Origin of the sequence: Butyrivibrio sp. TB (genome assembly GCF_900110805.1) — a bacterium.
Taxonomy (GTDB): domain Bacteria; phylum Bacillota; class Clostridia; order Lachnospirales; family Lachnospiraceae; genus Butyrivibrio; species Butyrivibrio fibrisolvens_C.
The window spans coordinates 174,108-188,429 of record NZ_FOER01000006.1; the positions used below are offsets into that span (position 1 = coordinate 174,108).

Below are 14,322 nucleotides of genomic sequence, written 5' to 3' on the forward strand. Positions count from 1 at the left end.
TACTGATATACTCAATATCATCGCATCCAAGAAATGTGAGCCAAGCATCAAAGTCATCTTTTATACCTTTATTATGGAGTATATCCCTAAAAACATCAATAAGGATAAATACAGTTTCCTTCCTTGTAAAAATATAGTTCCAATTCTACCAAACGGTTAGTGGAATACTGGCGAGAACTCGCCATGACAGTCAAAAGACGGTGATAACAGTGTTCTAGATGTGAACACGAAAGATATCTTAGCATATATTATTTGTGGTATATAGTCCTAAAAAAATATAACAGTACAGGACTCAGGACATGTTCTAAAAAAGTATGGTGCGAAAATCATGATAAGAGGTACGATAGGGTATTTAGCGCTATAGAGAAGTAATATTAGAAGTAAGAACTTATGCTTAAACTTGCAGTATTGCAGGTCTATTATACTGTTCAAATAATCTATTGTTTTAATAAACTCTATTATTACAAATAAAAGTATCGCAAAGATATGATACTATTCTGAACATGAATAGTATATTAAAAATAGAATAAGATATTGAAATGATACTCGTAATATCGTAAAATTATATTAGCGTTTACCATATACAAAAATAAACGTACTGGTAGAGGGATGGGTTATGACGTAACCGCATTTTCTTGTGGATAGTTACGCAATTTGGAGAAATAATGGAATCAAACAAATTACCAAAGGTGTCAGTTATTATTCCAGTTTATAATGCTCAAGGTTACTTACGTGAATGTTTAGATAGTATTATAAATCAAACATTGAGGGATATAGAGATTATCTGTGTTGATGATGGTTCGACAGATGCGTCACTTAGCATACTTAGAGAATATCAAAAATGTGATGATAGAGTGTTTGTCATAGCGCAAGCACATTATGATGCAGGCACAGCCAGAAATAATGGCTTCGCTTATGCTAGTGGTAAATACGTAGTATTTCTTGATGCAGATGATTTTTTTGAACCTCAAATGCTTGAAATGGCATACAAGAGGGCACTTGATCAAAATGCAGAGATTGTCGTATTCCAATCAGATGCTTACGATTCTAAAACCGGATTATACAAAGAATTATCATTTACTATTCGAAACAAACTTTTACCCAAAGAAATAATATTCGCCGGAACTGATATTAAGCGAGATATATTTACAGCTTTTGCGGGATGGGCATGGGATAAGCTATTTCTTCGTGAATTCATCATTGATAAAGATATTCGTTTTCAGGAACAACGTACGACTAACGACTTGTCATTTACATACACGGCATTAGCTTGTGCAAAGCGAATTATCATATTAGAGGAATTATTCGCTCATCATAGGATAAATGTAACTTCATCCTTAGAAAAAACCAGATCCCAGTCTTATAGTTGCTTCTATTATGCATTATTGGCACTTAGAGAAGGGTTAATAACAAGAGACTTATTTAATCGCTTTGAGCAGGACTTTATTAACTATAGTCTGTATTTTTGTCTTGAAAATCTATATGCGGTTAATGGTGCCACAAGAAAAGAACTATATGGAAGGCTGAAATCTGAGTGGTTTAAGAATCTTAATATTACCGACCATCCAGTGACGTATTACTACCATTTGGGAGAGTATTTGCATTATAAGCTTGTTTTAAAGATTTCTCATAACAGAGCGGGGAAATATGCGTTTGGGGTGGCAAAGGGTCTAAAATATGCAAAATATTGCTCTGGTGGATATAAATACAGTTACATCCATAATGATGCACACAGAAGAAACATTCGGGAGGTAAAGGCAACTTTACCAGAACCCCAAAATGTCAAAGCAAATAATTCTGACGATGTGATGTTTACTAAGAAAGCAACGTATACAGGATATAACATAGATAATCTAAACAGTATGTTGCTTTCTAAGACAGAAAGAGCTAATGAACTAAAACAAGTTTTTTATAATCACTGCCATTATTACTTGAACTTAGATAATCCACGAACCTTCAATCAGAAGATTAATTGGCTAAAGTTGTATTGGTATCATGAAGATTTACCGCGCGCTGTTGATAAGGCTGAATTTAAGGATTATATCAAAGAGAAGATAGGCGATGGCTATACAGTTCCTTTATATGGAGTTTGGGAAAAAGAGAGCGATATAGACTTTGATAAGCTTCCTAAAAAGTTTGTTCTGAAATCAACTATACAAAGTGATGGAAAACACATTATTAGAGTTGAAAACAAAGAAACGTTAGATTATGACAGGCTCCTTACAGTGCTAAGTTCATGGCTTATTCCGAGAAATTCTTTGAAGTGCTCATATTGTGGCGCATATAACAAAATAAATCCTAGAATATTAGCTGAAGAGTATATAGAGGGATTTGATGATGATTTAATGGATTATAAGTTTTTCTGTTTTAATGGGAAGGTTGAATTACTGTATGTGGCTACGGGAAGATTCAAAAATATGTCATTTAATTTTTATGATTTGGATTGGAATCTATTGCCATTCACTCGAGTATATCCTAATTCACCACATCCATTGAAAAAACCACAAAGCTTTGAATCTATGATTGAAATAGCTAGTGAGCTATCAAAACCATTTCCATTTGTCAGAGTTGATTTCTACGAGACAAAAGAAGGAAAACTATATATTGGCGAACTTACATTTTATCCCGGTGGAGGATATGAGACATTTGATCCTGTTGAATGGGATTATAAGTTGGGAGATATGTTAAGGCTTCCAAAAGCGAATGTTTGAATACGGTATTGAGATTAAGAAAAGATTATATCTTAAGAGGAAAAATGTAACTTATGGATATTATAAAAAAAATCAAATTAGAGTGTGTTGCTGTTCCACTTGTTTTCAAAGGTGTTCCTCATCAGATTGGAAGATACTGGTTTAATGCTATGAATAGAGACTGGCGGTTGCCGAATCAGGAGTATAGCAGAAAAACAGTGAAATACTGGCATAGGAAAGGCTATTTGGTTTCGAGTATAAAAAGATGGAACCTGGCTGATAAGAGTAAATGTGAATATATTTCTGATTTTGAATACAAGTGTCTTTCTCCTATCAATTCAAGTTTTAGCAAATGGCTGACAGATATGCTTACAACCCAGAGGGTTATGTTACCAGCCAATGATCATTTTAGAAATGTTTATTTCAGTATTATTCAACGAGAGAAGAAAAAACTTATTTTGCGGATTGGACACGAGGATAGGCAGTATACGATCCAGGACGTGATTGATTTCGTTCGAGAGAAAGGACAAGTCGAGCTTAGACCATCATGGTGGAATAGTAGGGCAGAAAGATACATTCTAAGCTATGAAAGCAATAATGACTACTTGCTGTGTAACGGAGAGCAGATTTCAAAGGGAGAACTTGAAGATTTAATAAATGAGTTTAAGAGTAACTACGTTGTATCAGATGTAGTAGACACAATTCATGACTTTGGTAAATATAAGTTGGATCATTCATTGAAGTTTTGGATTACTAATGATTATTCAGATGGACCAAAAATTCTTGCTTCAGAAATATCGATTTATACGTATAACTTGGAAACAGATGAAAAAGAGGCACAATATTTAGGAGTTGATCTGGATAGCGGAACATTTACGTATCAAGGCGATACCATTTCAATACCTGAATGGGATGAATTACGGAAAAAAATCTGTAGTGATGCTTCTTTGCTACAGCAGTTATCTTTCTATACAGCTTCTGTAGCTGTAGGGGAGAACAATTCATTCATTTATCTTGTTTTTTCTGGATGGCCAAGACTACCGGAAGATAGATTTAATGAAGGACTCGATTCATATCTTAAAGAGAAATATCTCACACAGTTTAAAAAGAAAACTTTTGGAGAGCAATTATCAGCTCTGGCAAGAAAAATATGTACAATTGAGCGGCGAACCATGAGCCGAAAAGGCATGAGAACCTATATGTATGGTTTGTGGAGGGCTGCTGCTAGAAATGACCTTTTGAAAACAAAGGGCGTATCCTTGCCACAAAAACTATGGGCTCATAGACATGGCTTCTTTTCATGGCGTTTATATCAATACGGATTAACTAAGGATAATTATTCGCAGTTTTTATCAGATTATGATTATTACTGGCTAAATAGGATAAATAACCATTATCAGCTTTGGGTTAATGATAAGACCACCTTTCGTTATGTAATGGAACCTTTTAAACAGTTTGTTCCAAAGTATTATTTCTCAGTATATAGGCGTAGTGGCGAAGTAGTCATTAGCAAAATGAGAGATTGTCCTTTAGAGGTTTCAGATGGCTTTGATGGAGTCATTGAAATGTTAAGGCAGAAAGGAAGGCTAGCATTTAAGGCTAGCGCAGGAACTCATGGAGATGGATTTTACTGTTTGGCCTATGAAAATGGGACTTTCTATGCAAATGGTGAAGCTCTTGTGGAGAGTGACTTACAGCAACTTATAGAAGGCATGAAATCTTTCTACGTGGTCACTGAGTATATAGAGATGCATAGTGAGTTAAAAAGAATTTATGACAAATCCGTTAATACTGTGCGAATGATGGTTGTAAATGATCATGGCTTTGATCCACGTATTCTTCAAACATATATGAGGATAGGATCAGAAAAATCAGGATATACAGATAATGTTGGATACGGGGGAATATGTGTTTTTGTTAACAAAGAAACTGGAGAGTTATATAAACCTGAGACTATAAAAAATCATGTTTTTTATGATTGCCCAGTTCATCCTGATACTGGAACTGCCATAGAAGGAATACTTCCCAATTGGGAAGTTGTGAAAAATAAGATACTTGAAATAAGCAGATATTTAAGTGAATTGGAATATCTAGGCTTTGATATAGCTATAACGGAAGATGGATTTAAAATTCTTGAAATCAATATTCATCAAGATCTTCATAAGGTTGCTAGTTTTGATAGGGAAATAAATGATTACTTCAAACGGAAGATTGATTATAAGTATGAAACGTTAACCAAAAAAAGAAATATCTTAGGAGATCGGTTATGAATACAGTGGGTTTTTTGATAAGTCATAAGAACAATGAAAAAAGAAGGGCATTGATGCCTGATGATATTGGACAGATTAAGAATTTGGATAATTTGGTTTTTGAAAAAGGGTATGGGGAATCTATTGGTATTCCAGATTCAGAATATACTAAAAAGGGAATTAAGTTTGAGTCTAGATCTGAAGTCCTTAAGTGTCCGGTATTGGTTGACGTCAAGCTTGGCGACGCCGATTATCTTGATAAAATTGCTCCTGAAACTATTTTATGTGGATGGGCACATTCTGTACAAAATATAGATTTTACAAGTGAAATTCTTAGGGCAAAGCATACTGTAATTGCTTGGGAAAACATATATGAACAGGGAAGGTACATCTTTTATAGAAATAGAGAAATCGCTGGCGAGGCAGCTGTTTTGCAGGCGTTTCAGTATTGCGGCAAGATGCCATATGATACCAAAGTTGCAATTATAGGAAATGGTCAGACTGCCAAGGGTGCCATGCGTGTATTAACTGCGCTAGGAGCGCAGGTAGATGTCTTTGGAAGAAAGTTGGAGAAGACATTTCTTGCTTTGATGCCTAACTATGATGTGCTTGTTAACTGCGTGCTTTGGGATACAGATCGAACGGATAGATTGATTTATCGTGAGGATTTAAAAAGACTTAAACCAGGAACGATGATTGTAGATGTTAGTTGTGATCCGCATTTGGAGATAGAAACTTCTCATCCAACTACGATAGACAATCCTGTATACGTAGTTGATGGAATTTTACATTATGCGGTGGATAATACGCCTGCAATGTATCCGTATACTGTTTCGAAAATTCTAAGCCAAAATTTTGCTAAATATGTAGATTGTATAGTGACAGGTGATTATCCTGAGAATATTGTTGCGGCAATTGATGTGGATCATGGCATCATCAAAAATGATGCTATTCGTCGTTTCCGTGAGGCAAGAGGAATTTTTGTAGATAAGGTAAGCTAATGTGATGAGTATCAAGAAGCAAGTGAAAAAAATAATGTGTAGTATATCTCCTGAATTGGTCAGTAAATACTTGTTTAGGAGTATGCTAGGGCAACATCTTGATCTTAGGAAACCACAAGGCTTAAATGCAAAGATAACATGGTTGAAACTTAACACATATCGCGATAATCCGTTGGTAACAAGATGTTCAGATAAATATGCTGTTAGGAATTATGTTAGCGAATGCGGTTTTACAGAAATACTGAATGAGCTGTATGGAGTTTGGGAAGATGTAGAGAATATTTGTTGGGACGCTTTACCACAATCGTTTGTTCTCAAGTGTAATCATGGATGTGGTTACAATATCCTTTGTCCGGAAAAAGAGTTAGCTGATCGAGAAAAGATTATAGCTAAGTTAAAAAAATGGATGGAGGATGATTATTGGGCTGTATTTGCAGAACTTCAGTATAGAACAATTCCGAAACGCATAATCTGTGAGAAGTATCTTGGAGATAGTTTGATTGATTATAAGTTTTATTGCTTTAACGGAAAACCGCTTTATGTCCTAACTTGTATAGGACGAATTGATGGAAAGCATAGTCATGAGTCAGGATATGATGACCCCAAGTTTTATTTTTTAGATAAAGAGTGGAGAATATGCCCACTTACTAGAGATAGTATTAATTGTTCTTCAGATTTTTCAATCCCTCGTCCAGATAATCTGGATAGGATGTGGGAGATATCAGAGAAACTCTGTATGCCATTTCCATTTGTTAGGGTGGATTTATATGATGTAAATGGACGGGTAATATTTGGAGAATTGACTTTTACTCCATCGGCAGGACTTGATACTGGAAGATTGTTAGAGACTGACGTATTATTCGGTAATTGTCTTTTGCTAGCTGAATGATCTTTTCGGGAGGATATTATATGGGATTATCGAACTATGTATATTTCCACAAGCAAATCGAAAAGTATTTAAAGGAACGTGAAGATGATGTCATTCGCGTAGCAAATGCTAAAAAAGCTTTACATGAAATTGAGTCAAATTCTGAAATAATACTACGCTGGTTACAAAATAACACTGGAACGTTAGAGGCTCCTCAACTATCTGAGAATGAAGTGGAATTAGTTAAGAATGCGTGGAAGGATATTTGGGAATTAGGAATTGTCAATCCGGAATGGCACCGTATATACAAACACGTAACGGGGGTATTTGATCCTGCGTTCATTCCTAGTGATATACATTTTCAATATGTTGAAAATAAAACAATTGATTACGCATATCTTAGAGGATATATAGACAAAAATTATATTGATATTTTGTTTCCTGATGTTAAGCACCCAACTTGTTTAATACGTAAAATACATGGAATATATTTAGATTATGCTTTTCGAAGAATTGATTTGGATTCAGCTATTAACCAGATATTTGAAAAACGTATTGAGGGAGTTGTTATAAAAATTAGCGTATTTAGCGAAGGAGGTAAGGGCGTATTTTTTGTTGACGAAACGACGGGGAAAAATGATATCAAAATCGCATTAGAAAAGTCTGCCGATATTCATGTGGAAAAAGTAATTCGTCAACATCCAGAAATGGAAAAAATGAATCCGACTTCTGTAAATACGATCCGTATAATGACTATGTTAATTAATGGTGATGCTATTCCTTTGTCGGCAATTGTTAGAATTGGAAATAAAGGAAGCAGAGTAGATAATTTTAGTAGTGGGGGATATTCATGTGGAATTCAACCAGATGGAAAATTAAAGGAATATGGGTATACTCAAAAAGGCCAAAGGCTTTTGATTCATCCAAATGGGTTTAAGTTTTCAGAAGGTAAGATTCCTAACTTTGAATATATTTTGGCTACTGTAAAAAGGCTTCACTATCATGTCCCAATGTTTGGAGTTATTAGTTGGGACATAAGTATAGATACAAGTGGTGAACCAGTTTTGATTGAATATAATGTGGGGAGAGGAGGCGTTGATTTTCATCAGTATAATAATGGACCTTTGTATGGGAAATATCGAGAGACAATAATTAAAAATACTTTTGATAACTACGCTAAGAATGATGCGATTTTAGATTACTCTTTTTCTGTCACTCCAAAAGGAGTTATTATAACGAAAATCAGTCAATGCCTAAGAAAAGTAAATATTCCTGCTTTTATCAATAAAAAACAAGTTAAGGTAATAGGGGCAAAGGCTAGCTTTAAGCAAAACAAATGTGAGTCGATAATTATTGATGCTTGTTTAGATGAGATACAGGATTGTGCTTTTATGAACTGCAATAATTTAAGAAAAGTAAAAATAAAGGGTGATGTTAGAAATATTGGAAGATCTTCATTTAATCAATGTAAAAAGCTAGAAATCGTACAATTGCCTAAAAATGGGGGGGTAGAGGTTATAGCAGAGAATGCATTTCGCGACTGTGTGGAATTAAAAAAGATTATTATCCCCAAGTCAGTTGTAGCTATTGGAGATGAAGCTTTTTTGAATTGCTATAAGTTGACTATTATCACGCCTGTAGGTTCTTATGCTGAACAATATTCAATAGAGCACAATATTAATTTTGTAAATTGTTAATCAATGGAGGAAAACGTTGAATAAGATAAAGAGACTATCAATAAGTCATCAAAAAGCTCTGATTAAATCACTTGGACCATATTCACTTCAAACTCGCGATTATTGGTTGAAAAATGCTAAAAAACGTATCGGTGACATGGAATTATCTGAAAAAAATAAAGCTGATTTGTATAATTCATTTCGTGAGGATTATGGTAAATATAGACAAACATTTCAGGAATATTATTATTGTTACAAGTTCCAATTGCTGACTGAAAAGGAAAAAAAATCATTTTTGACTATGAGGGATTTGCAATTTGTTTTAAGAAAGTACAAATTGTATTACCCTGAACAGTGGTCAATAACAGGCAATAAAATAAAGACTATAGAAGAATTTCGGGATTTTGTAAAAAGAGATTGGATGAAGGTAGACTCAAAAACTAATCCTGAAGAAGTGCAGGACTTTATTAATAGATTTGATGTAATTGTAAAACCTATTGATGGAGAGAGCGGTAAGGGAGTATATAAGATACAAAAAGGTGGTACACACCAAATATTTGATGGAAAACTGCCTGTAATACTTGAGGAATGTGTAAGTAACATAGAGGAACTGAAAGAATATCACCCTTCATCTCTTAATACTATTCGCGTTGTTACTATTTCTAATGGTAGACAAAGTAAGATATTCGGTGCTTTTTTTAGGACTGGAAATAATAATTCTGTTTTTGATAATGCAGATGCAGGTGGTGTATTTGCTGAAATTGATGTGGACACAGGCAAAATGGTTAGTGACGGTATTACTGTAATGGGAGAAGAGGTGAAAACCCATCCTGCTTCAGGTAAAAGCTTTAAAGGCTTTATTATTCCGAAATGGGATGAAGTAATAGAGTTTTCGCACAAACTTGCTTTACATAATAAGAATATGACTATTGTGGCGTGGGATATTGCAATAACACCAAAAGGATGCGAACTTATTGAGTGCAATAGTGTTCCTTCTATTTATCCGCATCAAACGCCGTTACATAAAGGCCTAAGGAAAAGGTTTTATAAACAAATGAAAGAGCTAGGATTACCATACAAGGATGCTTTGTTTTGGGGGAAACTTCTGAGTAAAATATGTAAGTTGTTTAGCGAGTATTGATTGGAAAAGGTACTAGTATTTATGAATTCAATGTAACTAGGTTAATACTTTGAAATATCGTATAAGGTGCACGGGATAATAATTCTTGCATAATAGCACAGTTTAATTGTATTTCAAGTTACTTTAGTTGAGCGGATAATACTGGAGGATCTGAAATGCTTTTTATTCTTAATATCCTGATGTTCATAGTCCCAGCTATAGTGTCCCTGATTATTCATAATTACCTTCGACATGGGGAGATGCTAGGTAAGAGAAAAGCAATCTTTTTCGTGGTATATCTTTTGTTGTTAAATGCTATTACCTACGGTGTGTCATGGGCTAGAGGGGTTAGAAGTCTGGATTTTAGTCACATGACAATATCCTATAGGCTGAAGTTTATGGGGCTCGGAGCATTGCTAGGATTTATTGTACCTTTTGTAGTATGTCTTTTGACAGAGGACATTATTACAATTGGTGGATTTGTAAGATATGGTAAGAGATTTACTAAGGATCTTAGGAAGTACATGCCTTATGCTATCTGGGCTGCAAAATCTGATCTTGGAGCAGAGGTTGCAAGCTCTTATCTTAACTGGCTTTGGTGGCTTATTGAGCCATTTTGCATGATGATCATCTATACTGTTATTTTTGGATATGTGTTCAAAGCGTCGGAGCAGTATTTCCCTGTTTTTATATTTACTGGAATTACCATGTGGGGATTCTTTTCAAGGAGTGTTAACGGAAGTGTGAATACTGTAAGGAATGGTAAGGATATAATTACAAAGATATACATGCCAAAGTACATCCTATTATTATCCAAGATGTTTGTTAATGGGTTCAAGATGATGGTGTCCTTTGGTGTCATTGCAGTGATGATGCTGGTGTTCAGAGTCCCAATAAATTGGAATGTTATCTGGATGATACCAATCTTAGCGGTGCTGTTTCTTTTTACTTTTGGTGTAGGGAGCATCATGATGCACTATGGGGTGTATGTTAATGACCTGGGGTATATTACGGGTATTGTGCTGCAGATGATGATGTATCTGTCAGGAGTGTTCTATAAGATTTCAAAGAGGATTCCTGAGCCTTTTGGAGAAATGATTGAAAACTTCAATCCGGTGGCGTTATTAATATCATCCATGAGGTCGGCTATAATGTATCAGGAAACGCCAAGACTTGGGATTATTGCTGTGTGGGGATTTATCTCGCTGGTGCTGATGGCTCTAGGGGTATTTACAATTTATAGTAATGAGAATAGCTATGTTAAAGTGATATAAGGGAGTTGGGTTATGTCCAAAGAACTTGCAATTGAAGTTAAGGATGTGAATATAAGCTATCGTATTTTGAACAACATATCTATCCGAAGCACTCTTTTTCATAAGAAGACCAGAGATGAAGTGTTCGAAGCAGTTAAAGGCGTCTCTTTTGAAGTAGAAAAGGGTGGAATCCTTGGAATTATTGGAAAAAATGGCAGTGGAAAGAGTACCTTGCTTCGTTCTATTGCAGGTGTGTTCTCGCCAAACTCTGGTACAATTGATCTTCATGGGCACTCTGTGTCGCTAATGGCTCTTGGAGTTGGATTTAAGCCGCTTCTTACAGGACGGGCTAACATTATGCTATCTGGGCTCCTTTTAGGTTTCAAAGAGAAAGATATACAGGAGAGGATGGATGAGATTATAGATTTTGCAGAACTGGGGGATTTTATTGACAGACCTGTTAGAACTTATTCAAGTGGTATGCATTCTAAACTAGCCTTTGCTATTACTGCCTTGCTGGAAACGGATATTATTCTGGTGGATGAGGTGCTGAGTGTAGGAGATGAAAGGTTTAAAAAGAAGAGTCTTACCAAGATGAAGGAACTTATATCTGATGAGGAGAGAACAGTAATCATAGTGTCTCATAGCATGGAAACTTTGAGTGAGCTCTGCAACAAGGTTATGTGGATGCATGACGGAGAAATCAGGCAGATGGGAGATCCAGAAGCGGTTTTGAAAAACTATGCACAGTTTATGAGAGCGTAGGTTGGGAATAATAAAATACAGTCTGTAGATGCAGAACTCTTAAAACTACCTGTTACACACAAAAACGGTAAACGAATGGATGCTTGCATGCCTTGATTGAACACATATCCAGCGTAGACTCTAATGTAGGTATGCAGATACTGCGCTACATGTTCTATATCTGGGTTACTATGAGAGGGATGAAGAGAAGCGAGGCTGGGGATTAGTAAGCTTAAAGTTTTTAAGTATCCAACTGTTTTTTCGATTGTGTATTACAATGGCGAAAGCAGCTGGACTGCTGAGAAGATTGCAGATTTATTTGAGGAAGGCTTTGAATATATACAGAAAATAAATGAGTATGCAATTGAGCACGCATCTGATTACGATACTGATAAGATTTATGCAAAATTACTTGGTGAGCCGGAGAATGCCATAAAAGTTTAATCAAGATGTTTAGTTTTTGATGATAACTCCTGATGTAAGGTATGAGATTGCATACGTCAGGAGATTTTTTATGTTTGCTGATAGTAGATAATGTGAACTTCCGCGATAATTAACTCTCGGCAGCCAAATTGAGAGGTGGAGAAATTGGAAAAAACCAGATTTTATGCGGATTTCACTTGATTTTGAGTGGGAAACATGGTAAGATAATAGAGAAGTAATTACATCTCTATGGAGGCTGCCATGTATATGAATTTCCTTGTGAAGATACCGACTGGGGAAAACGGTATCACAATAAAAAACATCAAGGGAACTACCTACGTGTACTATGCGTATGAGAGAAAGTATGACCCTGTCAAGAAGTATTCCGTCCCCAAGACCACATCCATCGGAAGACGTGATGATGAGCACCTTGACATGATGTATCCTAATGCTAACTGCATGAAGTTCTTTCCGGATATAGAGATCCCTGAAGAACTGGAAGGGGATACCAGCCGCAGCAGTTGCCTGAATGTTGGAGCATTTTTTGTAATCAGGAAGATCATTGCCAGTTATCATATCGACGAGATGGTTAATCGTATTGTTGGCAAGGATGCCGGACTGTTTCTTGATCTTGCTGCATATAGCATTCTAACTGAGAACAATGCCGGTCAGTATTATCCTGACTATGCTTATAAGCATCCTCTCTTTACAAAAGGGATGCATGTCTATAGTGATTCAAAGATTTCAGACTTCCTTGGCCAGGACATGACTGATGCAAGGATTGCTTTCCTTAATGAATGGAATAAGAACCGGGATCACAGATCAAAGATTTATGTTTCTTATGATTCAACCAATAAGCACTGCCAGGCAGGTGATATAGATCTTGCTGAGATCGGACATGAAAAGGATAAGCAGGATAAGCCGATTTTCAACTATGCGATAGCATATGACAGGAACAACAATGAGCCCCTTTTCTATGAGGACTATCCGGGTAGCATCAATGACGTGTCACAGCTTCAGTACATGCTGGAAAAGGTGGAAGGCTATGGCTATAAAAATATAGGATTCATCCTCGACAGGGGATATTTTAGTGAGGCAAACATTCACTACATGGATCACCACGGCTACGGCTTTGTGATTATGGTCAAGGGCATGAAGGACCTTGTGAGTGAGCTTGTTTTAAAACATAGAGGCAGTTTTGAGCAGAGCAGGGCAAACAGCATAAGATCCTATAAAGTCAATGGAATGACAGTTAAGATGCAACTGTTCCCTTCGGATGAAAAGGACAGATATTTCCACATATACTACAATGACAGAAAACATGCAGCAGAACGCGAGAATGTAGAGAGAAAGATAGACAGGATAGTCGAGTTTCTTGAAAAGAACAGGGGCAAGAAGATACCCCCAAGTCCAAACATTGAGAAATACTTTAAACTTGAGATTTACAATAAGGGCAAGGAAGATGAACGACTCCTTGCATGGCGCGAACGCACTGATGTCATAGACAGGGAGATTGCACTCTGTGGATACTTTGTACTTATCACATCAGAGTCCATGACAGCGGAAGAAGCAATAAACCTGTATAAGAGCAGGGATGTTTCCGAAAAACTGTTCCGCGGAGATAAATCATATATGGGAGCAAGGGCAGAAAGGGTTTATGGAAATGAATCTCTGGAGACCAAGCTTTTCATAGAGTTCATAGCTCTTATCATACGTAATAAGATATATACATGCCTTAAGGATGAAGTAAAGGAGAGTGGACAGAAAGAGAATTACATGACAGTTCCAGCCGCACTTAAGGAACTTGAAAAGATAGAGATGATAAAGTCCTCTGACAATACATACAGGATAGATCACGCAGTAAGTGCTACCCAGAAAGCGATACTGAAAGCATTCGGGATGAATGCAGCAGACATAAAGACGCTGGGAAGAGCACTCGGAGAAGATCTAAAGAATGTAATTGTTAAGGCAAATGCAGAGAGGGAGGACTGATATCATGGCAAGAACAAGTTTAGACGATAGAATCAAGAAACAGGAAGAGGCAGTATTTAAGGCAAAAGACAGATATGAAGCAGAGCTTAAAGAACTGGACAAGCTCATAACAAAGCGCAGGGAACTTGAGAGCAAGGAACTGGTGAAGGCTTTCGAGAAGAGTAAAAAGTCACTGAAAGAGATCATAGAATTCATGAATGGGGACGCTGATGAGGAGGATTAAAAATCATCAACCCTGCATTAAGAGATTTTTTGAGGGGATTTACCGGAAGTGACGACGAGAGTTAAAAAGATAGGAAGTTAACA

Annotated in this window: 11 protein-coding genes; all 11 read left to right on the forward strand. The window is 36.2% G+C overall.

Annotation, left to right across the window (positions count from 1 at the left end; translation table 11 throughout):
* The first annotated feature begins 665 nt into the window (after positions 1-665).
* The 11 genes from BMX21_RS05800 to BMX21_RS05845 all read left to right on the forward strand — a co-directional run bounded on the left by BMX21_RS05800 (position 666) and on the right by BMX21_RS05845 (position 14,239).
* A complete protein-coding gene (locus BMX21_RS05800; RefSeq protein ID WP_092042280.1) occupies positions 666-2,711 on the forward strand; it encodes an ATP-grasp fold amidoligase family protein in 2,046 nt (681 codons plus the stop codon).
* A gap of 53 nt (positions 2,712-2,764) precedes the next feature.
* Positions 2,765-4,960 (forward strand): sugar-transfer associated ATP-grasp domain-containing protein, encoded by a 2,196-nt coding sequence (locus BMX21_RS05805; RefSeq protein WP_092042283.1) that lies wholly within the window; start codon positions 2,765-2,767, stop codon positions 4,958-4,960.
* Positions 4,957-5,940: a N(5)-(carboxyethyl)ornithine synthase gene (locus BMX21_RS05810; RefSeq protein ID WP_092042286.1), complete on the forward strand. Its 984-nt coding sequence runs from the start codon at positions 4,957-4,959 to the stop codon at positions 5,938-5,940. Before BMX21_RS05805 ends, BMX21_RS05810 begins: the two co-directional genes overlap by 4 nt.
* Before the next feature lie 4 nt (positions 5,941-5,944).
* A complete protein-coding gene (locus BMX21_RS05815; RefSeq protein ID WP_092042289.1) occupies positions 5,945-6,829 on the forward strand; it encodes an ATP-grasp fold amidoligase family protein in 885 nt (294 codons plus the stop codon).
* A gap of 20 nt (positions 6,830-6,849) precedes the next feature.
* Positions 6,850-8,505, forward strand: coding sequence for a sugar-transfer associated ATP-grasp domain-containing protein (locus tag BMX21_RS05820; RefSeq protein WP_177173943.1), 1,656 nt, complete (start codon positions 6,850-6,852; stop codon positions 8,503-8,505).
* A gap of 16 nt (positions 8,506-8,521) precedes the next feature.
* The gene (locus tag BMX21_RS05825; protein ID WP_092042295.1) at positions 8,522-9,625 is read left to right on the forward strand and encodes a sugar-transfer associated ATP-grasp domain-containing protein; all 1,104 of its coding nucleotides are present in this window, start codon (positions 8,522-8,524) and stop codon (positions 9,623-9,625) included.
* 155 nt (positions 9,626-9,780) lie between these two features.
* Positions 9,781-10,878, forward strand: coding sequence for an ABC transporter permease (locus tag BMX21_RS05830; RefSeq protein WP_242952881.1), 1,098 nt, complete (start codon positions 9,781-9,783; stop codon positions 10,876-10,878).
* 12 nt (positions 10,879-10,890) lie between these two features.
* Entirely contained in the window at positions 10,891-11,622 is a 732-nt protein-coding gene (locus BMX21_RS05835) for an ABC transporter ATP-binding protein (RefSeq protein ID WP_092042297.1), read from the forward strand.
* An 83-nt stretch (positions 11,623-11,705) separates the two neighbouring features.
* The gene (locus BMX21_RS20160; RefSeq protein ID WP_143057205.1) at positions 11,706-11,828 is read left to right on the forward strand and encodes an Rpn family recombination-promoting nuclease/putative transposase; all 123 of its coding nucleotides are present in this window, start codon (positions 11,706-11,708) and stop codon (positions 11,826-11,828) included.
* 457 nt (positions 11,829-12,285) lie between these two features.
* Positions 12,286-14,016, forward strand: coding sequence for an IS1634 family transposase (locus BMX21_RS05840; protein ID WP_092039752.1), 1,731 nt, complete (start codon positions 12,286-12,288; stop codon positions 14,014-14,016).
* Positions 14,017-14,020: 4 nt separating this feature from the next.
* Positions 14,021-14,239 (forward strand): hypothetical protein, encoded by a 219-nt coding sequence (locus BMX21_RS05845; protein ID WP_022755965.1) that lies wholly within the window; start codon positions 14,021-14,023, stop codon positions 14,237-14,239.
* Positions 14,240-14,322: the final 83 nt, after the last annotated feature.

Coding starts and splice junctions, on each gene's coding strand:
- BMX21_RS05800 (WP_092042280.1), top strand. CDS start 666: ATGGAATCAAACAAATTACCAAAGGTGTCAGTTATTATTCCAGTTTAT.
- BMX21_RS05805 (WP_092042283.1), top strand. CDS start 2,765: ATGGATATTATAAAAAAAATCAAATTAGAGTGTGTTGCTGTTCCACTT.
- BMX21_RS05810 (WP_092042286.1), top strand. CDS start 4,957: ATGAATACAGTGGGTTTTTTGATAAGTCATAAGAACAATGAAAAAAGA.
- BMX21_RS05815 (WP_092042289.1), top strand. CDS start 5,945: ATGAGTATCAAGAAGCAAGTGAAAAAAATAATGTGTAGTATATCTCCT.
- BMX21_RS05820 (WP_177173943.1), top strand. CDS start 6,850: ATGGGATTATCGAACTATGTATATTTCCACAAGCAAATCGAAAAGTAT.
- BMX21_RS05830 (WP_242952881.1), top strand. CDS start 9,781: ATGCTTTTTATTCTTAATATCCTGATGTTCATAGTCCCAGCTATAGTG.
- BMX21_RS05835 (WP_092042297.1), top strand. CDS start 10,891: ATGTCCAAAGAACTTGCAATTGAAGTTAAGGATGTGAATATAAGCTAT.
- BMX21_RS05840 (WP_092039752.1), top strand. CDS start 12,286: ATGTATATGAATTTCCTTGTGAAGATACCGACTGGGGAAAACGGTATC.
- BMX21_RS05845 (WP_022755965.1), top strand. CDS start 14,021: ATGGCAAGAACAAGTTTAGACGATAGAATCAAGAAACAGGAAGAGGCA.